The sequence below is a fragment of the Nonomuraea sp. NPDC049637 genome, from assembly GCF_040675235.1.
Taxonomy (GTDB): Bacteria; Actinomycetota; Actinomycetes; order Streptosporangiales; family Streptosporangiaceae; genus Nonomuraea.
Genome location: NZ_JBFAOM010000059.1, coordinates 26,400 through 50,314, shown reverse-complemented (window position 1 = coordinate 50,314; position 23,915 = coordinate 26,400). Strand labels below are relative to the sequence as shown.

At 75.0% G+C, this 23,915-nt stretch carries 26 protein-coding genes and 1 pseudogene; 11 read left to right on the top strand and 16 right to left on the bottom strand.

Annotation, left to right across the window (positions count from 1 at the left end):
- The first annotated feature begins 280 nt into the window (after positions 1-280).
- Together AB0J71_RS44430 and AB0J71_RS44425 are read left to right on the top strand one after the other, a co-directional pair.
- On the top strand, positions 281-1,378 hold the full coding sequence (locus AB0J71_RS44430; protein ID WP_364420228.1) for an enolase C-terminal domain-like protein: 1,098 nt from the start codon (positions 281-283) through the stop codon (positions 1,376-1,378).
- A gap of 18 nt (positions 1,379-1,396) precedes the next feature.
- On the top strand, positions 1,397-3,193 hold the full coding sequence (locus AB0J71_RS44425; RefSeq protein ID WP_352324432.1) for a glycoside hydrolase family 15 protein: 1,797 nt from the start codon (positions 1,397-1,399) through the stop codon (positions 3,191-3,193).
- Here AB0J71_RS44425 and AB0J71_RS44420 read toward each other — a convergent pair.
- Entirely contained in the window at positions 3,159-3,635 is a 477-nt protein-coding gene (locus tag AB0J71_RS44420; protein WP_352324431.1) for a hypothetical protein, read from the bottom strand. The two genes, AB0J71_RS44425 and AB0J71_RS44420, sit on opposite strands and share 35 nt — an antisense overlap.
- Before the next feature lie 158 nt (positions 3,636-3,793).
- Complete coding sequence (locus tag AB0J71_RS44415; RefSeq protein WP_352324430.1) at positions 3,794-4,123, bottom strand: cupin domain-containing protein; 330 nt, start codon at positions 4,121-4,123, stop codon at positions 3,794-3,796.
- Positions 4,124-4,235: 112 nt separating this feature from the next.
- Between AB0J71_RS44415 and AB0J71_RS44410 the strand changes: the two genes are divergently transcribed.
- The gene (locus tag AB0J71_RS44410; RefSeq protein ID WP_364420226.1) at positions 4,236-5,456 is read left to right on the top strand and encodes an aromatic acid exporter family protein; all 1,221 of its coding nucleotides are present in this window, start codon (positions 4,236-4,238) and stop codon (positions 5,454-5,456) included.
- A 57-nt stretch (positions 5,457-5,513) separates the two neighbouring features.
- Positions 5,514-6,095 carry a GNAT family N-acetyltransferase gene (locus AB0J71_RS44405; protein ID WP_364420224.1) on the top strand — a complete coding sequence of 194 codons (582 nt, stop codon included), beginning with the start codon at positions 5,514-5,516 and terminating at the stop codon, positions 6,093-6,095.
- A gap of 7 nt (positions 6,096-6,102) precedes the next feature.
- Here the strand turns inward: AB0J71_RS44405 and AB0J71_RS44400 are convergent, their stop codons facing one another.
- Entirely contained in the window at positions 6,103-6,699 is a 597-nt protein-coding gene (locus AB0J71_RS44400) for a TetR/AcrR family transcriptional regulator (protein WP_352324427.1), read from the bottom strand.
- Positions 6,700-6,784: 85 nt separating this feature from the next.
- Between AB0J71_RS44400 and AB0J71_RS44395 the strand changes: the two genes are divergently transcribed.
- Together AB0J71_RS44395 and AB0J71_RS44390 are read left to right on the top strand one after the other, a co-directional pair.
- Positions 6,785-7,810, top strand: coding sequence for a hypothetical protein (locus tag AB0J71_RS44395; protein ID WP_364420222.1), 1,026 nt, complete (start codon positions 6,785-6,787; stop codon positions 7,808-7,810).
- 1 nt (position 7,811) lies between these two features.
- Entirely contained in the window at positions 7,812-8,714 is a 903-nt protein-coding gene (locus tag AB0J71_RS44390; protein ID WP_364420220.1) for an aldo/keto reductase, read from the top strand.
- A gap of 10 nt (positions 8,715-8,724) precedes the next feature.
- Here AB0J71_RS44390 and AB0J71_RS44385 read toward each other — a convergent pair whose 3' ends face one another.
- The 5 genes from AB0J71_RS44385 to AB0J71_RS44365 are packed head-to-tail and all read right to left on the bottom strand — an operon-like array spanning position 8,725 to position 13,981.
- Entirely contained in the window at positions 8,725-9,366 is a 642-nt protein-coding gene (locus AB0J71_RS44385) for a response regulator transcription factor (RefSeq protein ID WP_364420218.1), read from the bottom strand.
- A complete protein-coding gene (locus AB0J71_RS44380; protein ID WP_352324423.1) occupies positions 9,354-10,544 on the bottom strand; it encodes a sensor domain-containing protein in 1,191 nt (396 codons plus the stop codon). The genes AB0J71_RS44385 and AB0J71_RS44380 overlap by 13 nt, the downstream gene beginning before the upstream one ends.
- Before the next feature lie 40 nt (positions 10,545-10,584).
- Complete coding sequence (locus tag AB0J71_RS44375) at positions 10,585-12,984, bottom strand: ABC transporter permease (protein ID WP_352324422.1); 2,400 nt, start codon at positions 12,982-12,984, stop codon at positions 10,585-10,587.
- Positions 12,981-13,706, bottom strand: coding sequence for an ABC transporter ATP-binding protein (locus AB0J71_RS44370; RefSeq protein WP_352324445.1), 726 nt, complete (start codon positions 13,704-13,706; stop codon positions 12,981-12,983). Before AB0J71_RS44370 ends, AB0J71_RS44375 begins: the two co-directional genes overlap by 4 nt.
- Positions 13,707-13,726: 20 nt before the next feature.
- A complete protein-coding gene (locus AB0J71_RS44365) occupies positions 13,727-13,981 on the bottom strand; it encodes a hypothetical protein (protein ID WP_364420216.1) in 255 nt (84 codons plus the stop codon).
- Positions 13,982-14,085: 104 nt separating this feature from the next.
- On the opposite strand from AB0J71_RS44365, the gene AB0J71_RS44360 reads away from it, so the two are divergent.
- Positions 14,086-14,535, top strand: coding sequence for a hypothetical protein (locus AB0J71_RS44360; protein WP_364420214.1), 450 nt, complete (start codon positions 14,086-14,088; stop codon positions 14,533-14,535).
- A gap of 22 nt (positions 14,536-14,557) precedes the next feature.
- Here AB0J71_RS44360 and AB0J71_RS44355 read toward each other — a convergent pair whose 3' ends face one another.
- From AB0J71_RS44355 to AB0J71_RS44330, 6 genes are read right to left on the bottom strand one after another with little or no spacing between them, the layout of a single operon-like run.
- A complete protein-coding gene (locus tag AB0J71_RS44355; protein ID WP_364420212.1) occupies positions 14,558-15,781 on the bottom strand; it encodes an alpha/beta hydrolase in 1,224 nt (407 codons plus the stop codon).
- A 33-nt stretch (positions 15,782-15,814) separates the two neighbouring features.
- Positions 15,815-16,408, bottom strand: a complete 594-nt coding sequence (locus tag AB0J71_RS44350) for a hypothetical protein (RefSeq protein WP_364420210.1) — start codon at positions 16,406-16,408, stop codon at positions 15,815-15,817.
- The gene (locus AB0J71_RS44345; protein WP_364420208.1) at positions 16,405-17,097 is read right to left on the bottom strand and encodes a hypothetical protein; all 693 of its coding nucleotides are present in this window, start codon (positions 17,095-17,097) and stop codon (positions 16,405-16,407) included. Before AB0J71_RS44345 ends, AB0J71_RS44350 begins: the two co-directional genes overlap by 4 nt.
- Positions 17,094-17,981 (bottom strand): ABC transporter ATP-binding protein, encoded by an 888-nt coding sequence (locus AB0J71_RS44340; RefSeq protein ID WP_364420206.1) that lies wholly within the window; start codon positions 17,979-17,981, stop codon positions 17,094-17,096. Before AB0J71_RS44340 ends, AB0J71_RS44345 begins: the two co-directional genes overlap by 4 nt.
- The gene (locus tag AB0J71_RS44335; protein ID WP_352324416.1) at positions 17,978-18,382 is read right to left on the bottom strand and encodes a GntR family transcriptional regulator; all 405 of its coding nucleotides are present in this window, start codon (positions 18,380-18,382) and stop codon (positions 17,978-17,980) included. The genes AB0J71_RS44340 and AB0J71_RS44335 overlap by 4 nt, the downstream gene beginning before the upstream one ends.
- A 55-nt stretch (positions 18,383-18,437) precedes the next feature.
- Complete coding sequence (locus AB0J71_RS44330) at positions 18,438-19,226, bottom strand: methyltransferase domain-containing protein (RefSeq protein WP_364420204.1); 789 nt, start codon at positions 19,224-19,226, stop codon at positions 18,438-18,440.
- Positions 19,227-19,320: 94 nt separating this feature from the next.
- Between AB0J71_RS44330 and AB0J71_RS44325 the strand changes: the two genes are divergently transcribed.
- The 3 genes from AB0J71_RS44325 to AB0J71_RS44315 are packed head-to-tail and all read left to right on the top strand — an operon-like array spanning position 19,321 to position 20,861.
- Positions 19,321-19,710: a hypothetical protein gene (locus AB0J71_RS44325; protein WP_364420202.1), complete on the top strand. Its 390-nt coding sequence runs from the start codon at positions 19,321-19,323 to the stop codon at positions 19,708-19,710.
- A gap of 1 nt (position 19,711) precedes the next feature.
- Positions 19,712-20,308 (top strand): TetR/AcrR family transcriptional regulator, encoded by a 597-nt coding sequence (locus AB0J71_RS44320; RefSeq protein WP_352330756.1) that lies wholly within the window; start codon positions 19,712-19,714, stop codon positions 20,306-20,308.
- 25 nt (positions 20,309-20,333) lie between these two features.
- Positions 20,334-20,861, top strand: coding sequence for a GNAT family N-acetyltransferase (locus tag AB0J71_RS44315; protein WP_352330757.1), 528 nt, complete (start codon positions 20,334-20,336; stop codon positions 20,859-20,861).
- Between the two features lie 10 nt (positions 20,862-20,871).
- Here AB0J71_RS44315 and AB0J71_RS44310 read toward each other — a convergent pair whose 3' ends face one another.
- Both AB0J71_RS44310 and AB0J71_RS44305 read right to left on the bottom strand, forming a co-directional pair.
- Positions 20,872-21,768, bottom strand: coding sequence for a polysaccharide deacetylase family protein (locus tag AB0J71_RS44310; protein ID WP_352330759.1), 897 nt, complete (start codon positions 21,766-21,768; stop codon positions 20,872-20,874).
- Positions 21,769-21,994: 226 nt separating this feature from the next.
- Positions 21,995-22,459 (bottom strand): annotated as a pseudogene (locus AB0J71_RS44305) (sigma-70 family RNA polymerase sigma factor); the annotation flags it as partial.
- A gap of 155 nt (positions 22,460-22,614) precedes the next feature.
- Between AB0J71_RS44305 and AB0J71_RS44300 the strand changes: the two are divergent.
- The gene (locus AB0J71_RS44300) at positions 22,615-23,901 is read left to right on the top strand and encodes a cytochrome P450 (protein WP_352326426.1); all 1,287 of its coding nucleotides are present in this window, start codon (positions 22,615-22,617) and stop codon (positions 23,899-23,901) included.
- Positions 23,902-23,915: the final 14 nt, after the last annotated feature.

Sequence of the window (23,915 nt, the reverse complement as noted above, 5' to 3'; positions counted from 1 at the left end):
GCCGCTTGGCGTGCTTCTTGTGGACCGCCTGGCGGGTGACGCCGAGCGCCTCGGCCACCTGCGGCCAGCTCCAGCCCGCCCGCATCGCCTGCTCCACGGCGGCGTCCTCCAGCTGGTCGGCCAGGCGGCGCAGCGCGACCACGGCCGCGAGCGCGTCCGCGGGCTCCTTGACTGACATTCCAGCCACCCTAGGCGTCCGGCCCCGGAACAGGCAATTCAGGTTGCTTGGCGGGGAGCCGAGGCGTCATGCCGGGAGCCATCGGGTAGGGCCAGGGATGTCATGAGCACGATCGAGAACGCCGGGGCGGCCGCCTACCGCATCCCCACCGACCAGCCCGAAGGCGACGGCACGCTGGCCTGGCGGTCCACCACCATGGTCGTCGTCACCCTGACCGCCGCGGGCGTCACCGGCACCGGCTGGACCTACGCCCCGGCCGCCGCCGCCTCGGTCGTCACCGAGCTGCTGGCCGGCCTCCTGACCGGCGCGGACGCCGCCGACATCCCCGCCCTGCACGCCGCGATGCTCCGGCAGGTGCGCAACGCGGGCCGTCCCGGCGTCGCCGGCTACGCCGTCTCGGCCGCCGACGTGGCGCTGTGGGACCTCAAGGCGCGCCTGCTCGGCCTGCCGCTGACCCGCCTGTTCGGCGCCGCCCGGCCCGAGGTCCCCCTGTACGGCTCGGGCGGCTTCACCACCTACGACGACGAGGCCACCACCGCCCAGCTCGCCCGCTGGGTCCACGAGCAGGGCATCGGCCGCGTCAAGATCAAGATCGGCGAGTCGTCCGGCAGCCGCCCCGACCGCGACCTGCACCGCGTGGCCCTGGCCCGCCGCGTCATCGGCGACCGGGCCGAGCTGTACGTCGACGCCAACGGCGGCTACACCGCCAAGCAGGCCGTCCGCCTGGCCGCGCGCATGGGCGAGCACGACGTGACCTGGTTCGAGGAGCCCGTGTCCTCCGACGACCTGCCGGGCCTGCGGCTCGTCCGCGAGCGGGCCGCCCCCGACGTCACCGCCGGCGAGTACGGCTGCGACCCCGCCTACTTCACCCGCATGTGCCGGGCCCAGGCCGTCGACTGCCTCCAGGTCGACGCCACCCGCTGCGGCGGCTACACCGGCTGGTTCGCCGCCGCCGCGATCGCCACGGGCCACAACCTGCAGGTGTCCGCCCACTGCGCGCCCAACCTGCACCTCCCGGCCGCCGCGAGCACCGCCAACCTGCGCCACGTCGAGTGGTTCCACGACCACCAGCGCATCGAGGCCGAGCTGTTCGACGGCGCCGCCGACCCCTCCGGCGGCTCGGCCCGCCCCCGGCCCGACGCCCCCGGCCACGGGCTGGAGCTGCGCGCCGCCGCCGCCGAACCCCACCGCGTGGCCTGACGGAAGGAGCCGGCGCCGATGCGGATCGAGGACTACGCCCTGATCGGCGACATGCACACCGCCGCGCTCGTCGGCCGCGACGGCTCGATCGACTGGTTGTGCCTGCCCCGCTTCGACTCGCCCGCCTGCTTCGCCGCGCTGCTCGACGGCCCGTCCGCCGGACGCTGGCTGCTGGCCCCCGCGGGCGGCGGCCGGGCCACCTCCCGCCGCTACCGCCAGGGCACCCTCATCCTGGAGACCACCTGGGACGGCCCCGGCGGCAGCGTCCGGGTGGTGGACTTCATGCCGCCCCGCGGCGAGGCCCCCGACGTGGTGCGGATCGTCGAGGGCGTGCGCGGCCGGGTCGAGATGACCATGGAACTGGTGCTGCGCTTCGACTACGGCCACGACGTCCCCTGGCTGCGCTACGAGCCCGGCGTGCTGGCCGCGGTCGCCGGCGGCGACGCCACCTGGCTGCGCACCCCCGTCGAGCTGTGCCCGGACGCCGACCGGCACCGCACCACCGCCTCCTTCACGGTGGGGGAGGGGCAGCGGGTGCCGTTCGCGCTGACCTGGCAGCAGTCGTGGCTGCCGCGCCCGGAACCGGTCGACCCGCCCGAGGCCCTGGCCGACACCGAACGGCTGTGGCGCGAGTGGGCCGGCCGGTGCGGCTACCAGGGCGACTACGACGAAGCCGTCCGCACGAGCCTGCTCACCCTCAAGGCCCTCACCTACGCCCCCACCGGCGGGCTCGTCGCCGCCGCCACCACCTCGCTGCCCGAGCAGCTGGGCGGCTCGCGCAACTGGGACTACCGCTACTGCTGGCTGCGCGACGCCAGCTTCACCCTGCAGGCCATGATGACCGCCGGCTACGACGCCGAGGCGCGCGCCTGGCGCGAATGGCTGCTGCGGGCCGTCGCCGGGCACCCCGCCGACCTGCAGATCATGTACACCGTCGAGGGCGGCCGGCGCATCCCCGAATGGACCGCCGACTGGTTGTCGGGCTACGAGGCGTCCCAGCCCGTACGCGTCGGCAACGCCGCCTCCGGCCAGCTCCAGCTCGACGTCTACGGCGAGACCCTCGACTGCCTGCACCTGGCCCGCCGGTCCGGCCTGGCCGTCGACGACGAGGCCTGGGACCTGCAGAACGCCCTGATGAACTACCTCGAAGGCATCTGGGACCAGCCAGACAACGGGCTGTGGGAGACCCGGGGGCCGCGCCGCCCGTTCGTGCACTCCAAGGTGCTGGCCTGGGTCGCGGCCGACCGCATGATCCAGGCTGTCGAGACGTTCGGCCGCGACGGCCCGGCGGGCCGCTGGCGCGCCCTGCGCGAACGCATCCACCAGGACGTCTGCGCCCACGGCTACGACGCCGAACGCAACACCTTCACCCAGTACTACGGCTCGACCGGCCTGGACGCGGCCCTGCTGCTCATCCCGCGCCTCGGCTTCCTGCCGCCCGGCGATCCGCGCGTCGTCGGCACCGTGGACGCGATCGCCCGCGACCTCGTCCACGACGGTCTCGTCCTGCGCTACCAGGCCGAGGAGGAGAACATCGACGGCCTGCCCGGCGGCGAGGGCACCTTCCTGGCCTGCTCCTTCTGGCTGGCCGACGCCCTGGCCGCGACCGGCCGCCGGCGCCGGGCCACCGAGCTGTTCGAGCGGCTGCTCGGCCTGCGCAACGACGTCGGCCTGCTGGCGGAGGAGTACGACACCGTGCACCACCGGCAGGTCGGCAACTTCCCGCAGGCCTACAGCCACGTCTCGGTGATCAACAGCGCCACCGTCCTGTCGGGCAGGTTCAGGCCTGGGCGCCCTCGGCATCAAGACGGGTGAAGGTGGCCCCGTGCAGCACGGCGCGGGCGCCGAGCACGTGCCCGTCGCACATCCTGGTCACCGTCCCGGCCTGGTCGGTCACCTTCCACCGGACCAGCTCCTGGCAGGGCCGGCCGGCCCGGTCCTGCGGCCAGGTGCGGTGGCAGACCCGGCACTCGGTGATGTTCGCCCGGTAGGACAGGGTGTTGCCGTGCTCGGGGCAGACGCCCCACGGCATGCCGCAGACCTGCTCACGCTGCGCCCGCAGCCGGGCCAGGTCGCCGGCCGCCCGTTGCAGGTCCTCGCCGCCCCGGTCCAGCCAGTCGGCGGCGTGCCGCGCGGCCCGGAGCTGGTCGCCCTCGGGGGATCCGGCGGGCTCGCCGTCGCACAGCGAGCGCACCTCGGCGGCGAGGTCCTGAGCGCGGCGCGCGAGGTCGCGCAGCTGGGCGGGGGTGACAGTCATGAGGGCTCTCATCTCGTCAGGGCCGGGCGGCAACGGTGGGCGACGGTCACGCGACGGGAACGGCCGGGCGGCCGCTCCCGCCCTCCAGTCTCCTCAGCCCGGCGCGCTCGTGGCGCGCTCGCGGCCCACGAGTTCGCGCGCCCGACGGCCGAGGGGCGTCAGGACGTGGGGACGCCGCTGTAGGCGGGCCCGAAGAACACCAGCGTCACCAGGTCCTCGGTGACGTCGTGGAAGCGGTGCTCCTCGCGGGCCGGGACGAACAGGGTGGTGCCGGGGCCGACCTCGGTGGTGACGCCGCCCGCGGTGAAGGAGGCGCGTCCGCTGGTGACGACGTAGATCTCGTCCTCGGCGTGCGGCGACTGGCCGTCGACGGCGCCGGCCGGGATGGAGTACGTGCCGAAGCTGAGCGCGGGCACGCTCAGGTGCTCGGCGAAGTTGGCGGAACCGTCCGGGGCGGGCTCGAACCGGCCGCTGTCGATGATCTCCATGGCCGGTGATCCTCTCATGCCGCCGCGAGCCGCGCCGTCGGCGGGGAGATGCTTGCGGCATGCCCTAAATGTGAGTAAATGTCACGTCATGTGGAGTGGCTGGAGTGGCCGGATGTCCGCGGCCGTCAAGCGTGAGCTGGCGTACGTGCGCGGGCAGGCCGCCGGGCTGGCCAAGCCGGGGTCGTACCAGCGGTTGCAGGCGCTGCAGATCGCCAAGGCGACGCTGGCGGCGGTGCTGGCCTGGCTGACGGCCAGCCGGCTGCTGGCGCTCGGCGCCACCTGGATCGCCCCCGCCACCGCGGTGATCATGGTGCACGCCACCGTGTACCGCACCCTCACCAACGGCCTGCGCCGGGTCGCCGCGGTCGGCGCCGGGGTCATCCTGGCCGGCAGCATCGGGCACCTGCTCGGCCTGGGCGTGCTCAGCCTGGTCCTGGTCGTGCCGCCCGCGCTGATCGCCGCCCGCTGGCACCGCATGGGCAACCACGGCTCCGACGTCGCCACCACCGCCGTGCTGCTGCTCTCCTTCGCCGCCGCCTCCCAGGAGCGCTACCTGCTGGCGTACGTGCTGGCCACGGCCATCGGCGCGGTGAGCGGCGCGGTGGTCAACAGCGTGTTGTGGCCGCCGCTGTACCGCGACCGGCCCGACGCGGCCGTCCGCCGCCTGGCCCGCGAGACGGCCGCGCTGCTGACCTCCGTCGCCGAGGGCTTACGGGACGAGTGGAACCTCTCGGCGCTGCCCGACTGGGAACGCCAGGCCGTCCGGCTGGACGAGCACCTGGCCGACGCGGCCGCCGCCGTGGCCGACGGCGCCGAGAGCCGCCGCTACAACCTGCGCCACAGCCTCCACCCGGTCACGGCCGCGCAGGACCACGAGCAGGTGCTGCGCCGGCTGACCACGCTGGCCGCGCACGTGCACACGATCGTGCACGCCCTGGCGCACCTGGAACACCACGACGGGCCCTCGACCGACGTCAGCCCCGACTACGCCCGCGACTACGCCGACCTGCTGGACCTGCTGGGCGACGCCTTGACCGCCACCGTACGGCGCGACCCGGACGCCGGAAAGGCCCGCACCCTGCTCGGCCGGGCGGAGGCGCAGGCGAGCCGCATTCACGACCAGATGACGACGGAGATCCAGAAGGGCGAGGTCGCCCACCCGGCCGGCTGGGCGCTGAGCGGCAGCCTGCTCACCGACGCCGAACGCATCCTGGCGGTCCTGACCGACATCCTGGCGGCCACGCCCGCCGGCCAGGACGACGACAACCGCCCCTCATCACCCGCCGGCCAGGACGACGACAACCGCCCCTCCTCGCCCGCCACCCACCCCTGACCCGCCGACCGGCCCCCGTTTGCGCCGGGGGGCCGTCGCGCGGCACACTCGGGAGCCATGCTCATCAGGTCGTTCCCCGAGCCGGACGTGCCCACGGCCCTGCTGGCCCAGGTGCGCGACCTGCAACGGGAGGCCTGGCCGGGCCACGACTTCCCCGCGCCCGACGGCGGCGGCCCCGCGCACGACCCCACCCTCGCCCCCCGGACCATGATCCTCCTCGACGAGGGCACGGTCCTGGCCGCCCTGGACATCCTGTCCAAGACCCTCACCCACGCCGGCCACCGGTTCCGCGCCGCGGGCCTGAGCACCGTGGTGACCAGGAAGGCCGCCCGCGGCCGGGGGCACGGCCGCCGCCTGGTGGGCGCCGCGCGCGCGGCCGTCGCCGAGGCGGGCTTCGACGTCGCCCTGTTCACCTGCGACCGGCCGCTCCAGGGCTTCTACGAGAGCGCCGGCTGGTCGGCCGTCCCCGGCGCGGTGCTGGTCGGCGGCACGCCGCAGGCGCCCTTCCCCAGCGACCGGCCCGGGTTCGACAAGGTCACGATGGGCGACTTCCCCTCGGCCCACGGCCGGGCGCACCGGCTGTCGTTCCACCACGCGCGCGTCGAGCTCCACCCCGGGGAGATCGACCGGCTCTGGTGAGCCTGCCTCAGGCGTCCCGGCCTCGCCGGACCAGCGGCAGGAAGACCTCGTCCACGATCTCCACCAGGACGTCGTCCGGGGCGCTGGGCGCACCCCGCACCACGAACTCGTTGCGCAGCAGCACGATGGCCACCGTGGCGACCCTCGGGCGCAGCGACTCGGGGTCGGCCTCGCCGCGGGCCACCGCCCGTTCCAGGACGGCCAGCCAGGGCGCGGCCACCGCGTCGTCCGACTGCTCCTGGAGCTGGGCCAGCAGCTCGGCGGCGCCGCCGGCGGCGGCGATCAGGTCGCGCAGGATCGCGCCGAGGGGCGAGCTCCAGTAGCGGTTGGCCCGGCGCAGCAGCTCCAGGGCGTCGCCGCGCAGCTCGCCGGTGTCGGGCGGCGAGACCGTCGTGGCCAGCCGCTTGTAGGCGGCGACGCCGAGGGCCAGGCGGCCCGGCCAGCGGCGGTAGATGGCGTTCTTGTTGGTGCCGGCGCGGGCCGCGACCTTGTCCATCGTGAGCCCGGCGAACCCGGACTCGGTGAGCTCGTCGGCCGCCGCGCTCAGGATCGCCTCCTCCAGCGCGGCCCCGCGCCGCCGTGTCCGCCCGCCTGCCTCGGCCATCGCCACCCTCCTCGGTCTGAGGGTACCGACCGTACCTCACATAGGCTAAGGTACGGGCAGTACCGTAAATCTGAAGGGAACAGCCATGCGTGCCAAAGGCATCAGCTACGACACCGGTTTCGTCGTCAACGGGACGATCGGCCACCCCGGGTTCGACCCCGACGTGGTGGCGCGCGAGATGCGCGTCATCCGGGACGACCTGCACTGCACGGCCGTCCGCGTCATGGGCGGCGACCCCGAACGCCTGGAGATCGCCGCCCGCCACGCCGCCGACCTCGGGCTGGAGGTCTGGTTCTCGCCCTATCCGCTGGAGCTGACCGAGGAGGAGATGCTGGCGCTGTTCGCCGACTGCGCCGAGCGCGCCGAACGGCTCAGGCGGCGCGGCGCCGAGGTGGTCTTCGTCACCGGCGCCGAGCTGTGCCTGATGAGCAAGGGCTTCCTGCCCGGGGACGACATCGACGAGCGGGTCGCCCTGCTGAGCCGTCCGGAACGGGTGCGCGAGCTGGTCGGCGGCGTCCGCACGCGGGTCAACGACTTCCTCGGGCGGGCGGTGGCCGTCGTGCGCGAGCGGTTCGGCGGCCGGGTGACCTACGCCTCCGTGCCGCTCGAAGGCGTCGACTGGACGCCGTTCGACCTGGTCTCCGTGGACCTCTACCGGTCGGCCGAGATCGTGGACGTCTTCGAGCAGGGCGTGCGCGGCCTCGTCGCGGAGGGCAGGCCGGTCGCGATCACCGAGTTCGGCTCGGCGACCTACCGCGGCGCGGGCGACCGCGGCGCGCTCGGCCTGGAGATCGTCGAGTACGCCCCGGGCACCCGCGAGCCGCTCCGGCTGACCGGCGAGCACGTCCGCGACGAGGAGGGCCAGGCCGCGTACGTGCGCGAGCTGCTGGAGATCTTCGACGCCGCCGGCGTGGACAGCGCCTTCGTGTTCACCTTCGCGCTGCGCGACCACCCGCACCGCCCCGACGGCGACCCCCGCGACGACCTGGACCTGGCCAGCTACGGCGTCGTCAAGGTCTACGAGGACCGCTCCGGCACCGCCTACCCCGGCCTGCCCTGGGACCCCAAGGCCGCCTTCGCCGCCGTCGCCGGCCACTACGCGAAGCACTGACGTGACCCTGCCCACCGCCACCCTCGGCCGCATCGGCCTGCGCGTCAGCCGCCTCGGCTACGGCGCCATGGAACTGCGCGGCCCCCGCGCCTGGGGCCCGCCGGTGTCCGACGACGCGGCCCGCGCCGTGCTGAACGAGGCCCTCGACGCCGGGGTGAACCTCATCGACACCGCACCCGACTACGGCGACGCCGAGGAGCACATCGGCCGCTGGATCGCGCACCGCCGCGACGAGTTCGTCCTGGCGGGCAAGTGCGGCTGCTCCCTCACGGACGGCGACCCCGCGCACGACTACACGAGGGCGAACGTGCGCGCGGGCGTCGAGCGCAGCCTGCGCCGGATGCGCACCGGCCATCTCGACGTGCTGATGGTGCACCTCAGCCCGAGCGTCTCGGTGATGGCGGCCGAGGACACCGTCGCCGGGATGCGGGCACTCCAGGACGAGGGCCTGATCCGCTTCACCGGCATGTCGGGGGAGCTGCCGCACCTTCCCGACCACATCGCGACGGGCGCGTTCGACGTGTTCCTGCTGCCCTACTCGGCGCTCGACCGCTCCCACGAACGGCTCGCCGGGGCCGCAGCGGCGAGCGGGGCGGGCACGATCGCCCGCGGGGCGGTGGCCCGCTCGCTCGCGCCGCCGCCCGAGGCCGTGCCCGAGCCGGTGCGCCGGCCGCTGGCGCAGCGCCACGCCCGGCTCGCCGCCGCCCGCCTGGAGGAGCTGGCCGACGGCGCGCCGGTGACCGAACTGCTGCTCCGGTTCATCCTCGGCCATCCGGAGCTGCACTCGGTGATCGTCGGCTCGGCCCGGCCGGAACACCTGCGGGCCAACGTCGCCGCCGCCCGCAAGGGCCCGCTGCCGCCCGACGTGGACGCGGCCGTCCGCGCCCGCCTGGGCCCGGCGTAGGGCAGGCGGGTCACTGGTCGTCGAGGAAGGTGAGCACGGCCATGACCCGGCGGTGGCCGCCGTCCGAGACGGCCAGGCCGAGCTTGGCGAAGATGCTGCCGATGTGCTTGTGCACCGCGTTGTCGGTGATCGTCAGCCGCTCGCCGATCTCGGTGTTGCTCAGGCCCTGGGCCATCCAGGACAACACCTCCCGCTCCCGGCCGGTGAGGCTGTCCAGGCCGTGGCCCCGCCCGACCATGAGCTGGGCGATGACCTCGGGGTCCATGACCGTGCCGCCCGCGGCGACCCGGCGGACGTCCTCGACGAACTGGCTCACCCGGCTGACCCGGTCCTTCAGCAGGTAGCCGACGCCGCCCGAGCCGTGCGCCAGCAGTTCGCGGGCGTAGATGCGCTCGACGTACTGGGACAGGACCAGGATGGGCAGGGCCGGGTCGGCGCGCCGGAGGGCGACGGCGGCCCTGATGCCCTCGTCGCGGAACGACGGCGGCAGCCGCACGTCGGCGATCACCAGGTCGGGCCGGTGCTCGGTGACGGCGTCCAGCAGGGCGCCGGCGTCCGTCACGACCGCGGCCACCTCGATGTCCTTGCTGGTCAGGAGCAGTTCCAGCCCCGTGGACAGCAGGACGTTGTCCTCGGCGATCACGACGCGCACGGCAGCTCCACGACGAGACGGGTGGGCCCTCCGGGAGGGCTGTCGATGGACAAGGTACCGTCGAGCGCGGCGGCCCTCCTGCGGATGCCGGTGACGCCGGTGCCGCGGCTCTCGTCGACGCCGCCCCTGCCGTCGTCGCAGACCTCGATGCGCAGCACGCGGCCGGACGCCAGCCGTACGGTGACGTGGCCGGCGCCGCTGTGCTTGGTGGCGTTCGTGACCGCCTCGGCCACGATGAAGTAGGCCGCCGTCTCGACCGCGGCGGGCACCGCGCCGAGGCCGCTGACGTCCGTCTCGACGGGCAGGCCGGCCTTGGCCGTCACGGCGGCCACCGCGCCGGCCAGGCCCCTGTCGGCCAGGACGGGCGGGTACATCGTCCGGATCACCTGCCGCAACTCGGTCATCGCCTCCTCGGTGCCCTCGTGCGCGTCCTTCAGCAGCCGGCCGACGGGCCCGCCGTCGTCGTCGAGCGCCTCGCGGGCCATGGCCAGCCGCATCGCGATGGCGACCAGCCGGGCCTGGGTGCCGTCGTGCAGGTCGCGCTCGATGCGGCGCAGCTCGGCGGCGTGCGCGTCGAGGACGTTCGACCTGCTCTCGGTCAGCTCGCCGACCCGCTCGGCCAGCCGGTCGGCCTCGGAGGGGGCGAGCGCGGCCAGGCAGGCGCGGGCGTGCAGCCGGGCCAGCCGCGGCAGCGCCCACCAGGCCAGCGGCGCGGCCAGGACGACCTGCGCGACGCCCATGCCGATCGCCTGCTCCCATCCGGTGACCGGGAGGGCCACCAGCAGCCGCAGCGGTTCGTCCGCGGGGAACAGCCACCACAGCGGGGCCTCCAGCACGGGGTTCACCAGCAGCCCGGCCACCCCGAGGGCGGCCAGCGCGGCGGGCAGGCCCACGACGACGTGCAGCGCCGTCCAGCGCAGATCACGCCTGGCCCGCGTGCCCGTGAGGAGCTGCCGCCACTGGTCGCGCACCCCGGTCCTGGCCGGCGGCGCCGGGCGCGCCGGCACGTCGACCCCCAGCACCGCGCCGGCCTGCACGCGCTGCCACTCGGTCCACCGGTGGAGCACCGCCATCATGCGCGGCACCAGGACGAGCCCCACCCCGCCCACCGGGACGAGCGCGACGCCCACGGCCAGCACCGCCAGCGAGACCATCGCCGCCACGGCCGACGCGAACACCGTCAAGTGATACCGAACGAACCGCCACAGAGCTTTCACGTCACGTCATGATCTTCCGGGCGGGTAGCTCCATGGCGAGGGACACAATCGTCATCACTGCCAGGATAGAGGCCGGGACCAGCCACAACGGCCCGGCAGGCAGCGGGCGGGCCAGGAAGCCCACGCTCAGCAGCACCAGCGGCACCGCCGACAGCACCAGCCCCGACACCGACGCACCGGCGCCCACGAGCAGCGCCTCCCAGCGCACCACGCGCCTGAGCTGACGCGGGGTCAGGCCGATCGCGCGCAGCCCGGCGAACTCCTCCCGGCGCGCGGTCGTCGTCGCCACCAGCCGGTTGGCGACCGCCACCAGCACGTAGCCCAGCAGCACGGCCAGCACGGCCACGTTCACCAGCGTCTGGGCCGAGGCCATGGCGGCCTGCGGTCCGGCGGCCTGGTGGTCGAAGCGCAGCTCGGGGCGGCGCGCGAGGTCGCCGAAGTCGGCCGGACGGGCCAGCACCGCGCTGTCCAGGCCGGTCGTCGTGTGCGCGGCGGCCAGGTCGCGGGAGACCACGATCGGGCCGAACCCGAGGCCGCGCCGGTAGGTGGCGGCCACCCGCGCCCGCACCCGCGCGCCGTCGCCCATGATCAGGTCCATGCTCCCGCCGACCCGGCCCAGGCCCTCCTCCACCGCGACGGCCGCGCCCTTGAGGCCGGACAGGCCGCCGTCGGCGAGGTCCAGGTCGACCAGGCCCTCGGCGTCCGGGCCGAGCGCCATGGCGGGCGTGGCCATCAGGGCGGGGCTGTCGCCGGTCAGCATCGGCTCGGTCACCACGGTCGTCATCGCCATGCCCGCCGCCTTCGTTCGCGAGCGTACGTCGGCCAGCAGGCCGCGCGGGACGCCGCCGAGGTCAGGAGCGGTGATCGTGACGAGGCCGCGCAGGCCCACGGCGACCTCGTCGGCGCGCGCCTTGGCCATCGTGGTCTGGCTGAGCACCACGCTGAGGCCGAGCGTGACGACCATGCCGAGCGCGGCCACGGCCCCGGCGGTGCGCAGCGCGTACCCGTGGGAGTTGTGCACCGCCAGCCACAGCGGGCCGGGCAGCCGCGTCATGAGCCGCGACCCGGCCACCGCCCTGGCCGCCCCCTGCACCAGCCGCGGACCGGCCAGCGCCAGGCCGATCACCGCGACGATCGACGCGATGCCCGGACCGATCATGCCCGCCTCGCTCCGCATGAACAGCGGCGTCACGGACAGCGCCAGCGCGGCGAGCATGAGCAGCAGCCCCGCCCGGGTCCGCGCCGGCGACGGCATGCGCGGCTCGGGCAGCCCGGAGACCACCGGCATGCGCGACACCCGCAACGACCCCGCCCACGCGGCCACCCGCGTGACGCCGAGCAGCAGCAGCGTCGCGGCCAGGGCCGGCAGCGGCCCGTACACCAGCGGCTGGTCGGCGCGCACCAGCCCGATCCCGGCCAGCAGCTCGCCGAAGCGGGCGGCCAGGAAGTAGCCGAGCGCGGCCCCGAACGGCACGGCCGGCAGCGCCGCCGCCGCGGCCTGGACGGCCACCAGCCTGCGCACCTGACGCGGGGTCGCGCCGGCCGCGCGCAGCAGGGCGAGGTCGCGACGCTGCCGGTTGACCGACAGCGCCAGGCCGCCGCCCACCACGAACCCGACCACCAGCAGGCTGATCCCGCCGATCGAGGAGGGCAGGATCAGCAGCAGCCCGCGGCCGGCCGCCGCGCCAGGCGACTCCGCGTCGGCCCGGTCCCGGCCCGTGGCGTACGCGTAGCCGTCGCCCAGGCGGGCCTTCAGCCGGGCGGCCAGCGTCTCGGGGGAGACGCCGGGCGCCGCGCGGACCGCGACGAGGTCCACCGTCCGCGGCCGGCCCGCCGTCCGGGCGGCCAGGGCGGTGGCGACGGCGTCGGTGAAGTACACGCCGGGGGCGTCCACCACGGCGCTCACCCGGTAGGTGCCCGGCGTGCCGGCCGCCGTCAGCCGCAGCCGGTCGCCGACCCGCCCGCCGCTCACCGCGATCTCGTCGGCGGCGCGCGGCGCCCGTCCGGCGGTGATCCGGCCGCTCAGCGCGAGGGACGACCAGCCGTGCCCGGCGGTGGCCGGGTCGGCGGTCCGCCCGGCCGTCCCGGACCCGACGGCGGCGGGAAAGGCGAGGTCGCCGGCCGCGGCCGCCACGCCGGGCACCCGTGACGCCGCGGCGACCAGCGAGCCGGGGATCCTGGCGCGTTCGGGCAGCGCGAGGTCCGGCTCCTCCTTCAGCGGGATCGTCTGCCGGGCCGAGACCAGCACGTCCGCGCCCGACAGCCGCAGGGGCGGCTGCGCGCGGAAGGCCGAGTCCACCAGCACCCCGGTCCCGGTCACCAGCGCCATCCCGCCCAGCACCGCGGCGAACACCACGGCCAGCCCGCCCGCCTTGGCGAGCGCCAGCGCGAGCCTGATCATGCCACCCGCTCCTCGCTCAGCCGGGCCAGCCGCACGGCCAGGTCCTCGGCGGTCGGGGCGGGCAGGATGTCGAGGACCCGCCCGTCGGCCATGACGACGGTGTCGTGCGCGCGGGCCGCGGCGGCCGGGTCGTGGGTGACCATGACGACGGTCTGGCCCAGGTCGTCGACCAGCTCGCGCAGCAGGTCCAGCACGTGGGCGGCGCTGCGCAGGTCGAGGGCGCCGGTGGGCTCGTCGGCGAACACCACGTCCGGGCGCGCGGCCAGGGCGCGGACGATCGCCGCCCGCTGCTGCTGGCCGCCCGACAACTCCGTGGGCAGGTGCCGCATGCGGTCGCGCAGGCCCATCCGGTCGACCAGCTCGCCGAGCCAGGCCCGGTCCGGCCGCACCCCGGCCATCCGCAACGGCAACGTGACGTTGTCCTCGACGGTCACGGTGGGCAGCAGGTTGTAGGACTGGAACACGTAGCCCAGGTGCTTCCTGCGCCACTCCGTGCGCCGGGTCTCCGACATGCGGGTGACCTCGACGCCGCAGATGGTGATCTCGCCGGACGTCGGCGGCTCCAGGGCCGCGGCGGCCTGCAGGAGGGTGCTCTTCCCCGAGCCCGACGGCCCCATCACGGCCACGAACCGGCCGCGCGGGAAGGCCAGCGAGACGTCGTCGAGGGCGACCACGCCACCGTAGGTCTTGCTCACCCGCTCCAGCGTGACGACCGCCTCCATCGCGGGCCTCGCGACGGCGCTCACGACCGGCCTCCGGCGTAGCGCAGGATCAGCAGCCCGGCGATGCCCGCCACGCCCACCACGCCCGACGCCAGCCCGACGGGGTTCAGATCGCCCCGCGTGACGATGCCGGCCGCCACGTTCACCGAGACCCCGACCACCGCCGTGATCCACAGCAGGGCGCGCAACGCCGGTCGCCGCGGCTGGGTTCGCGGCCGGGTCCGCGGGCTGTGCGCCGCCCGCTCATATGTGTCAATTCTGTACGGATCGCTCATGGGGACAACGCTATGGACGCCGGTCTCCGCGCTGAATCCCGCCAGCATCCGAAGTGACGGTACAGACTGCTGTAGTACGTACGGGCACGGATCGGGAGGAAGACGTGGTGCAGCGGATCGGGGGCATCGGGGTGGGCGAGATCGGCCGGGCCTTGGTGACGGGCCTGTGCGAGGGCCCTGGCGAGCGTCCCGAGGTGTTCCTCTCCCCGCGGAGCGCCCGGGGCGGCGTGCTCGCGGCCGAGGACGAGGCGGCCTTCAACGTCTTCTCTGCGCTGACCGCCACGCTCACCACCCACCTGTCCTACCTGGCCACGCTCAGCACGTGGGCCGCCGGGCACGGCGTGCCGCCCGAGGTGGCCGAGGGCTACGTCCGCGGCCTGTTCCAGGGGCTCGGCCGGGCCCTGGGCGAGGAGAGCCGTTCGCTGGCGCGGCTCGCGGCCGACCACGAGACCCCGAACGGCAGCAACGAACGCGTCCGCACCACCTGGTTCACCCCGGCCAGCTCGCAGGCCCTGGCCGAGACGCTCGACGACCTGCTCGACCGCCTCACCTGACCGCGGCCTCCCGGCCGGGCGGTCACCGGCAGTCCTTCCTCCCCGGCGCGCAGAACCGCACCTCCGGGTAGCGCGCCGACGGCCCGTCCAGCAACGGTTGCGGCCTGCCGCGCAGGTGCAGGTCGAGGAAGGCCAGGACGTACGCGCGGACGATCTGCGTGGGCCGGGCCGCGCCCAGGGAGCCCGGCGCGCCCAGGCCGAGCGCCCCGGCCAGCAGCGGCACGTCGGTGAAGGACTGGTGGTCCGCGCCGGGCAGGGTCAGCCACCGCTTCCAGCCGGACAGCAGCCTCCAGTCGCGGTCCCAGGAGGTGTCGCGCCCGCCCGGCCGGTGGTCCGCCGACCCCAGGAACAGGAACGGCCGCGACAACCCGCCCTCGGGGATCCGGGCGTACGTGGTGCCGTCCATGTCGAGGCCGGCGCGGATCCGGCGGTCCTTCAGCATGGCCGCCACCGCCGCGGCCCCGCCGATCGAGTGGCCCGCCATCGCGATCCTGCTCCGGTCGATCAGCCGCGAGCCCGGCCACGCCGGGTCCGGGCCGGTCAGCCGGTCGAGCACGAAGGAGACGTCGGCCGCCCGCACATCGGTCACCCTCGGCCCGAACCCCGGGTCGGTGTCGCTGTCGCAGGCCACGCACGCGGCGACGCGCCCGCCGGGGAAGGTCGTGGCATAGTTCTCGTAGGCGTGGTCGACGCCGGCGACGACGTACCCGTGGGAGGCCAGGTCCTCGGCGAGGGCGGTCAGCGTGCCGCGCGGCAGGGTGAACCCGGGGGAGAGCACCACCAGGGGCAGGCCGCCCGTCCGCCCGTCCGGTTCCGCGCCGGTGCGGGCGTTGGTCCGCACCTTGCTCAGCACGTCGGAGGGCGCGCCGGTCACCCGCTTGCCCCGCAGCGTCAGCTCGGACTCCTTGGCCGACATGTAGGGCGCGGGCGTCCCGGTCCCCGTCCGCGCCGGGTACCACAGGGTGACCATCAGCTCCCTGGCCTTGGCCTCGGGCACCCACGGGTCGGCGCGGGAGGCGTCCTTCAGGTACAGGACGGTCGCGCCGACCGCCCGGCCGCCGGTCGGCGGGGGCAGCGCCGGGGGAGCGGCGGGCGCGGCGGGCGCGGTGGTCGCGGCCGACGGGCGGGCGGCGGCCCTCGGCGGCGCGGGCGAGGCGCACGCCGACAGCAGGCACGACACGGTCAGGGCGGTCAAGACGGTCGACACGGCGTGGGAGATCGGCTTCGGTACGACGGCATGGCTCATGGGATGGTCCGTCCTCGTCGGCGCGGGGGATCGTCAGGGGTGCAGCAGGTTCAGCGCCGCGACCGACTCGATGACGTCGCCGGGGCGCACCCCCGCGGCCTTGGCCGGTCCGCCCGGCACGGCGGTCACGAACAGCGGGGGCAGCAGGGCGGGCAGGAGTGGGGGCAGCGGTGGCGGCGGGGCCGTCGCGGGGTCGCCGGACGGGCCGGCGCCGATCCTGAGGCCCAGGCCGTACTGGTCGCCGTCGTAGGCGTCGGGCGGGCGGCGCGTCCCGTGCGTCCAGCGGGCGTGGTCGTCGCCGGTCAGCGCCGACATCGTGGCCTCGGGCAGGTCGTGGCCGGCGCGGTTGAGTTCCCGGACGAAGGCGGCGAACCCGGCGGTGAGCAGCGTCCGGCCGTCCAGCGCGGCGGCGCCGTAGTAGCGGGCGAGGAGGCACCGGTACGCCTGCGCCACCACGTCGATCGTCGTCGGCCGTTCCGCGCCGGGAGGAGCGCCGCCCTGCGGCGGCGCGCACACGGCCGGACCGGCCGCGGCCGCGTTGCCCGGCCGGGCGCGCGGCGGCGTCGGCGCGGCGCAGGCCGTCGCCAGGACCAGGACGAGCCCCGCGGCCAGCGTCGTGCCCCTCATGACAGCCTCCTTCCGAGCCGGTGGAAGCAGAACGCGGTCAGGCCGAGGGCGAGCAGGACGTAGAGCCCGGTCTCGATCCACTGGAACGGCCAGAAACGCTCGAAGGGCTGGTACACCGCCCGCTGCCGCGCCATCGCCGGCAGCGTGCGGCGGACCAGCATGCCCACGGTCACGCCCAGGACGAACGCGAAGGCCGCGTACCCCATCGGGACGACGCCGCGCGCCCCGAACACCAGCGGGTCCATCAGCCCGAACCCCGGCGCGGCCGACCTGTCCAGCGGGGCGGACCACCAGGTCACCGCGAGGCTGCACAGCCCGGCGGCGGCCACCGCGGCCAGCCCGACGATCCCGATCTTGACGGCCAGCCACCGGGTGCGGGTGATGCTCTGGTTCCACACCAGCAGGTGGGTGCCGCTCTCCAGCTCGCGGGTGATCAGCGGCGCCCCCCAGAAGAGCCCGACCAGGGCCGGCAGGACCAGCACGACGAGCGTGACGGCCAGGAAGGAGGTCTGGTGCTCGTCGAAGAACCGGTCGAAGAAGCGCCCGCAGTCGCCGTCCGCGGCGCAGCCGGCCGAGTAGTCGCCGGCCAGCCGCGGCCCGGTCACGGCAAGGACAGCGGCGAGCACGGCGAGCGCGGCCGCCGTCATCGCGGCGGCGGCGCGGAACTGGCGCCAGGTCAGCCAGATCATCGCTGGGCCTCCAGGGCGAGCGGACGGGCGGCGGCGGGCCGCTCCATGTAGGCCAGCACCAGGTCCTCCAGGCTGAGCGGGGTGACCGTCCAGGCGGGGTCGTGGATCGGCGCGTCCGTGCGGACGATCAGGGTGCTCTGCCGGTCGGTGTGGCGTGCGGAGATCACCTGCTGCTCGCCGGGGAGCCGGCCGGGGCCGCGGCGCGGCCCGGTGAGCCGGTGGTGGGTGGCCAGCAGCTCCTCGACCTCGCCGGCGACCTGCACCCGCGAGTCGACCAGCACGACCACGTGGTCGCAGGTGCGTTCGAGGTCAGCGACCAGGTGGGAGGAGAGCACCACGCTGAGCTCCTGCTCGGCGACGGCCTCCATCAGGCCCTGGAGGAACTCGCGGCGGGCCAGCGGGTCGAGCGCGGCGACCGGCTCGTCCAGGAGCAGCAGTTCGGGCCGTTTGGCCAGGCCCATGGTGAGCGCGAGCTGGGCGCGCTGGCCGCCGGACAGCCTGCCCGCCCGGTGCCGCGGGTCCAGGCCCAGCCGCCGGACGCGGTCGTGGGCGAGCGCGGCGTCCCAGCCGGGGTTGAGCCGCGCGCCGAGGCGTAAGTGGTCGGCCACGCTCAGCCCGGCGTAGACCGGGGCGTCCTGGGCGACGAACCCGATCCTGGCCCGCTGCCCCGGCGCGTCCGGCGGGTTCCCGCCGAGCACGGCGATGCTGCCCTCGGACGGGCTGAGCTGCCCGGCGGCCAGCTTCAGCAGCGTGGTCTTGCCGACCCCGTTGGGGCCGACCAGCCCGACGACGTGACCGGCCGGCACGTCGAGCGAGCAGTCGCGCAGGGCCCAGCGCCGGCCGTACCTTCTGCCCAGCCCCTGGGCGGTCAGGACGCCGTTCATGCCGTGTCCCGGCGCGCGGCGGCCCGGAAGGTGCTCATGAACAGCGCCTCGATGCTCTCGTCGTCGAGCCCGGCCAGGCGGGCCTTGGCCAGCCAGCGGCGCAGGTCCTGGCGGAGCGGTCCGTGCGCGGCCAGGGAGGCGTCGGCCAGCGTCCTGGTCACGAACGTGCCGACGCCCGGCCGGGCCGCCGCCAGCCCCTCGTGCTCCAGCTCGCGGTAGGCCTTCAGCACGGTGTTGGGGTTGATCGCCAGCGCGGCGACGACCTCCTTGACCGTGGGCAGCCGGTCGCCCTCGCGCAGCAGGCCCAGCCGCAGCGCGTGCCGTACCTGCTGCACCAGCTGCAGGTACGGCGACACGCCGGACCGGGCGTCCAGATAGAAGTCGATCAACCCTTCTTCCATTTATCTAGGCTCCTAGTACTATGAACCTTTGGAGATCAAGGGCGTGTAAGGAAACTCAGCCGGGCCGGTGGGCGACGGTCAGCAGGTGTCCGCTGGCGCCCAGGAGCGAGGGCTCCGACTCCATCGAGCGCTGGGCGTCCAGGAGCAGGGCCCGGCGGTGCGGGTCGTCGAGCCAGTCGTCGACGTCGCCGTGCAGCCAGAAGGTGCCCTCCAGGCCGTACCGGGCGGCGCCGGGCAGCCCGGCCTCGGCGAACTCGGCGGCCACCTCGTCCGGGTGGTGGAAGTAGGCGGTGAATCCGCGCCTGGGGGAGAGCATGACGCCGTCCGCCGCGGCGGCACGGGCCGCCTCCCGCTGCCGTTCCTCCAGGTAGGTGCCGAGGTTGACGGTGTCGAGCACGGCCGCGTACCGGTTGTTGGTGGCCGCGGCCACCACCCCGCCGGGCCGTACGGCGCGCCGGGCCTCGCCCAGGGCCCGCAGCCGGTCGGCCCGGTCGGCCAGGTGGTAGAGCGGGCCCAGCAGCAGGACGGCGTCCGCGCCGCCGTCCGGCACGGGAAGCCGCCGCGCGTCGCCGACCCGGGCGCGCAGCCCCGGGACCGTCGCCGCCCGCTCCACGTGCAGCGGCACGGGATCCAGCAGCTCCACCTCGTAGCCGTCGGCCAGCAGCCATTCGGCATGTACGCCGGTGCCGCCGCCCACGTCGAGGACCCGGGCGGGGGCCGGCGGCAGCGTGCGGCGCAGCACGTCCTGGGTGCGCCAGAACTCCAGGCGGCCGCGCCCCTCGCGCAGCCGGTCGTGCTCCAGATCCTGTGCGTAGTAGGCGAGCACCTCGCGTGTCACGGTCATGATCGATCGTGGCCGGGCCGCCGGGCGGGCGGCAACGGATTTTCCCTCGGCGGATCTCGCACACTTAGTTATCCGGGCGTATAAATTTATCCTCATGGATAACAATCAGGTCTGGCGGCTCGTCCGGATCCTCTTCGCCGCCGTGCTGCTGCTGTCGATCGCCACGCTCGGCGTGGCCGCCGTCGTCGGCGGCAACTGGGTGGTGTGGCTGCGCGCCGCCGCCGTGGCCGCCGCCTCCGCCTGGCTCGTCTCCCTCGCCGGGCAGGCCGCCCGCGGCAGACGGGCCGCCTACGTGCGCATCCGCTTCGTCTCCGTCGCCGCGCCCATCGGCGTCGTGCTCATCCTCCTCGCGCCGGACAGCGGCTACCCGCTGTGGATGAAGGCCGAGCAGGCCGTGGTCGGCGTCCTGGTCGCCGCCGTCGCGGTCGTCATCAACCGCCGGGCCGTGCGTGCGGCGTTCCCGAAGCGTGGCAAGCTGGGCTGACATGGAGAGCTCCGGAACCCGTCAGGCGGCCACCGAGGCCCGCAAGGCCCAGATCGCCTCGGCCGCGATCGCCGTGCTCGCCGAGCGGGGATACCCGGAGACCACGTTCGAGGCCATCTGCCACCATGCCGGGCTCAGCAGCAAGAGGCTGATCTCCTACCACTTCTCCACCAAGGAGCAGCTCTTCGAGGCCGTCGTCCGGCAGGTCGTCTCCGACGCGGCCGCCTTCATGCGGCCGGCGATCGAGGCCGCGTCCGGGGCGCGGGCCCAGCTGGAGGCGTTCATCAGGGCGAACATCGCCTTCATCGCCGCCCATCCGGCCCACGTGCGCGCGGTCCAGCAGATCGCGTTCAACCGCGCGCCCGTGGGCGGCGGCGAGCGGGACGCCGCCATCGCCAGGCTGGTCGCCCTGTTCGAGGACGGCCAGCGCAGCGGCGCGTTCCGGACGTTCGACAGCGTCCTGATGGCCACGTCCCTGCGCGCCGGCATCGACGCGGTGGCCGACCGGGTCGCCGGCGGCCTCGACCCCGACCACTGCGCCGACGAGCTCGCCGAACTCTTCGACCGCGCCACCGCGCCGACACCCCGCCCGTCCTGACCGGCCGTCGGGCATGATGGTCGGCATGCTGGCCCTCGTCGACCCCACGCCCGGGTTGCGCACGTCGTTCCTGGAGGCGGTGGCCGAGTTCCGGGCCGACCGTGACTTCCCGCTCCCGTGGTTCGTCCAGGACGCCGATCCCGCGGCGCTGACCGATCCGGCGGCCTTCGCGGCCTACGTCCGGCGGCTGCTGGCCGAACGCACCCAGGCGGGCGTGCGCGCGGGGTTCGTGCCGATGACCACGCTGTGGTGGGCCGACGGCGACCGGTTCCTCGGCCGGCTGGCCGTCCGCCACCGGCTCACCCCGGAGCTGGAGCGGCTCGGCGGCCACATCGGCTACGACGTGCGCCCGAGCGCCCGCCGGCAGGGCCACGCCACGGCGATGCTGGCCGCGGCGCTGCCGATCGCCCGGCGGCTGGGCGTCGATCCCGCCCTGGTCATGTGCGACCGCACGAACACCGCCTCCCGGCGGGTCATCGAGGCCAACGGCGGCCGGCTCCTCGACCTCACCGACCGCAAACGCCGCTACCTGGTGCCCACCGTTCCCGGGTAGCGGCCCGCGGTCACGGGCGTTCGCCGCGCTGCGCGGCCCGCAGGTCGAGCCAGCCGATCAGCTTGACGTCCTCGGCGTCCAGAACCTCCCGGACGTCGGGGTCGGTGAACAGGGCCAGCTCCCAGCCGCGCTTGGCCGCGCCCGGCATGATGGCGCGCAGCTCGTCGGTGTCCTCGAAGGGATGGATGTAGATCTCCGTCACGCCCGGCCGCAGCGAGCGCAGCAGCCCGATCATGTCCTTCTTGAGCGAGTCGTAGTCCTCGCCGTCGGCCTGCTGGAAGGGCAGCGACCACAGGTGGTCGAGGATGACCACCCCGGCCTCGTCGGCCATCTCGGCCAGGGCCCGCGCCACCGGCTCCAGCTCCTCCGGCGCGCCGGTGCCGGCCAGCGAGCGGGGCAGGCGGAACGGCAGGCCGAACTCCGCGCACACCGGCAGCACGACGTCCAGGAAGTGGCGGCCGGTGGCCAGGCCGTACAGGCTGCCCATGTGGTTGTCGGCGTGCGAGGGGTCCAGGCCGAGCGCGACGGCCCTGCGGATCTGGTTGACGATCTCGGCGCGGACCTCGTCGGGGTCGGCGGACCGTTCGAAGGATGCGCAGTCGCGGAAGAAGTAGCCGGTCTCGTCCACCAGCGTGGGGACGGGCCTGTCGCGGGTGACCGGACCCCAGCGGTACCCCTCCCACTCGCTGGTCAGCGTCAGGTGCACCCCGACGTCGAAGCCCGCGGCCTCGGCGGCGGCCTGCGGCGCCCACGGGCAGGGCGTCATCACCGTGGCCGAGCTGATCGCCCCGGCCCGCAGGAGGGCGGTGATGCCGAGGTTGGCCGACCGGCTCATGCCGTAGTCGTCGGCGTTGACGATGAGCAGCCGGTCGTCGGGGGCGTGGCCGAGCCGGGAGGCGAGCGTCATCAGGCAACCCTTCGTAGGCGGCGGCCGGCGGACGACCCCGCGCGACCGATCGTGCAGCACGCGACGACCTTCGTCAATCACCGCCCGGCGATCAGTGCTCCAGCGGCGTGAGGTCGAGCGCGGCCAGCCGGTCGGGGGACCGCGCCGATGGGCGAGCGGCGGAAGGCCGCGGCCTGCCCGGCCACCTTCGCCGCGCCTCGGACGACCTTCATGCCGCCGGTGAGCCGGCCGCCACCGGCGTGCGCTCCACGATGGGCGCGATCTGCTCGAACGGCATCCCGAACATGTCGTGCAGCACGAACGCCAGCCGCTCGGCCGGCGACAACGACTCCAGCACGACCAGCAGCGCCAGGCCCACCGAGTCGGCCAGCAGCACCTCCTGCTCGGGGCCCGCGGCCGGGTCGGCGGCCTCGGCCCGTCCGACCACCGGGTCAGGCAGCCGCGCCGCCAGCGGCTCCTCCCGCAGGGCCTTGCGGGCGCGCAGGACGTCCAGGCAGACCCGGCTCACCACGGTGGTCAGCCAGGCGCCCAGGTTGGCGATGTCACCCGCGTCCGAACGCGCCAGCCGCAGCCACGCCTCCTGGACCGCGTCCTCGGCCTCGGTCAGCGAGCCGAGCATGCGGTAGGCGACCGCCTACAGATGGGGACGATGCCCCTCGAACCGGTCGGCCAGCAGGTCATGGGGACTCATGTCGATATTTCCTCTCAAAGTGGCGTCCTCATTCTGCCGACGCGTCGGACGGGAGAAAGGTGACCGCGGCCGGTCCGGGGACTGCGCGACGTCCTCGAGGAGCTCGGCGACGCGCGGCACTTGCCGGGCAGGCGCGCACGCGAGACCGTGGCCGGATGCGTGACATCCCCGGCCCTCCTCCCGCGGCGGACGGCGGGCTGAGCGCCGTCGCGGCCGCCGGCGGCCTGCACACCTACCAGCTGCGGCTGCACGAGCGGTACGGCCCGCTGGTGCGCTTCCAGCTCCCCGGCGCGCCGGTCGCGATCTCGGTGGCCGACCCCGTGCTGCTGGAGGCCACGGCTGCCATCGACGAACGCCCCGACGAGCTCTTCGCGTTCCTGGCCCCCCTGTGCGAGGCCGGCAACCTGCAGACGCTCCCCGCCGACGAGCACGGCCCCTTCCGCCGGGTCCTGCTGTCGGTGCTCGCCGGCCGCCGCTCGCACGAGGCGCACTTCGCCGGCTTCGTCACCCTGGCCACCGAGCTGGCCGACCGCTGGGAGCGCGCCGCCGCCGACGGCCCGGTGGCGCTCCAGCAGGACCTGAGCGAGCTGTCCCTGCGCATGATCGCTCGGTACGCCCTGGGCGGCGGCCTCGCCGACCCGGCGCGGGTGGTGAACGCGTTCGAGACCGTGCTGACCGTCCACCTCGGCCGCCGGCCCGAGCGCGACGACGACCTCGCCCGCGCCGACCGGGCGCTGGCGTACCTGCGCGAGGTCGTGGACGGGGTGCTGGCCCGCGGCGGCAGCGAGCTGGTCACCGCCCTGGCACGGGCCGACATGTCGCCCGCCCGGATCAGGGACACCGTGCTCATGATCATGCTCGCCGCCCACCACACCACCGGCGTGGCCGTCTCCTGGACCCTGCACCTGCTCGCGCGCAACCCCGGCCCCGCCGCGCGGGTGGCCGCCGAGCTGGACGACGTGCTGGGCGACCGCGCCGCCCCCGGCTACGCCGACCTGCGCCGCCTGCCGTACCTGGAGATGGCGCTCAAGGAGTCGATGCGGCTCTACCCGCCCGGCCCGTACGGCGCCCGCCAGACCACCGAGGACCTCACCCTGGACGGCCACCACGTCCCGGCGGGCACCACGATCTTCTACCCCTTCTGGGCCGTGCACCTCGACCCCCGCCACTGGCCGGACCCGCACGCCTTCCGGCCCGACCGCTTCACTCCCGAGGAGCAGGCCGCCCGCCACCGCTACGCCTACCTCCCCTTCGGCCTCGGGCCGCGCGGCTGCGAGGGCGCGAGCCTGGCCATGGTGGAGGCCGAGCTGGTGCTCGCCGTGCTGCTCAGGCGGTTCGCCTTCGAGCCGGTCGAGGACCATCCGGTGACGCCCGTCGAACGTTTCGTGTTGTGGGCCGAGCACGACATCCGCATGCGCCTGACCCGCCGCTTCCCCCGCTGACCACCCGGACGGAT

Bases quoted from the DNA above. Each gene is read 5' to 3' on its own strand.
- AB0J71_RS44430 (WP_364420228.1), top strand. From the start codon at position 281: ATGAGCACGATCGAGAACGCCGGGGCGGCCGCCTACCGCATCCCCACC.
- AB0J71_RS44425 (WP_352324432.1), top strand. From the start codon at position 1,397: ATGCGGATCGAGGACTACGCCCTGATCGGCGACATGCACACCGCCGCG.
- AB0J71_RS44420 (WP_352324431.1), bottom strand. From the start codon at position 3,635: ATGACTGTCACCCCCGCCCAGCTGCGCGACCTCGCGCGCCGCGCTCAG.
- AB0J71_RS44415 (WP_352324430.1), bottom strand. From the start codon at position 4,123: ATGGAGATCATCGACAGCGGCCGGTTCGAGCCCGCCCCGGACGGTTCC.
- AB0J71_RS44410 (WP_364420226.1), top strand. From the start codon at position 4,236: ATGTCCGCGGCCGTCAAGCGTGAGCTGGCGTACGTGCGCGGGCAGGCC.
- AB0J71_RS44405 (WP_364420224.1), top strand. From the start codon at position 5,514: ATGCTCATCAGGTCGTTCCCCGAGCCGGACGTGCCCACGGCCCTGCTG.
- AB0J71_RS44400 (WP_352324427.1), bottom strand. From the start codon at position 6,699: ATGGCCGAGGCAGGCGGGCGGACACGGCGGCGCGGGGCCGCGCTGGAG.
- AB0J71_RS44395 (WP_364420222.1), top strand. From the start codon at position 6,785: ATGCGTGCCAAAGGCATCAGCTACGACACCGGTTTCGTCGTCAACGGG.
- AB0J71_RS44375 (WP_352324422.1), bottom strand. From the start codon at position 12,984: ATGATCAGGCTCGCGCTGGCGCTCGCCAAGGCGGGCGGGCTGGCCGTG.
- AB0J71_RS44370 (WP_352324445.1), bottom strand. From the start codon at position 13,706: ATGGAGGCGGTCGTCACGCTGGAGCGGGTGAGCAAGACCTACGGTGGC.
- AB0J71_RS44365 (WP_364420216.1), bottom strand. From the start codon at position 13,981: ATGAGCGATCCGTACAGAATTGACACATATGAGCGGGCGGCGCACAGC.
- AB0J71_RS44355 (WP_364420212.1), bottom strand. From the start codon at position 15,781: ATGAGCCATGCCGTCGTACCGAAGCCGATCTCCCACGCCGTGTCGACC.
- AB0J71_RS44350 (WP_364420210.1), bottom strand. From the start codon at position 16,408: ATGAGGGGCACGACGCTGGCCGCGGGGCTCGTCCTGGTCCTGGCGACG.
- AB0J71_RS44345 (WP_364420208.1), bottom strand. From the start codon at position 17,097: ATGATCTGGCTGACCTGGCGCCAGTTCCGCGCCGCCGCCGCGATGACG.
- AB0J71_RS44340 (WP_364420206.1), bottom strand. From the start codon at position 17,981: ATGAACGGCGTCCTGACCGCCCAGGGGCTGGGCAGAAGGTACGGCCGG.
- AB0J71_RS44335 (WP_352324416.1), bottom strand. From the start codon at position 18,382: ATGGAAGAAGGGTTGATCGACTTCTATCTGGACGCCCGGTCCGGCGTG.
- AB0J71_RS44330 (WP_364420204.1), bottom strand. From the start codon at position 19,226: ATGACCGTGACACGCGAGGTGCTCGCCTACTACGCACAGGATCTGGAG.
- AB0J71_RS44325 (WP_364420202.1), top strand. From the start codon at position 19,321: ATGGATAACAATCAGGTCTGGCGGCTCGTCCGGATCCTCTTCGCCGCC.
- AB0J71_RS44320 (WP_352330756.1), top strand. From the start codon at position 19,712: ATGGAGAGCTCCGGAACCCGTCAGGCGGCCACCGAGGCCCGCAAGGCC.
- AB0J71_RS44315 (WP_352330757.1), top strand. From the start codon at position 20,334: ATGCTGGCCCTCGTCGACCCCACGCCCGGGTTGCGCACGTCGTTCCTG.
- AB0J71_RS44310 (WP_352330759.1), bottom strand. From the start codon at position 21,768: ATGACGCTCGCCTCCCGGCTCGGCCACGCCCCCGACGACCGGCTGCTC.
- AB0J71_RS44300 (WP_352326426.1), top strand. From the start codon at position 22,615: ATGCGTGACATCCCCGGCCCTCCTCCCGCGGCGGACGGCGGGCTGAGC.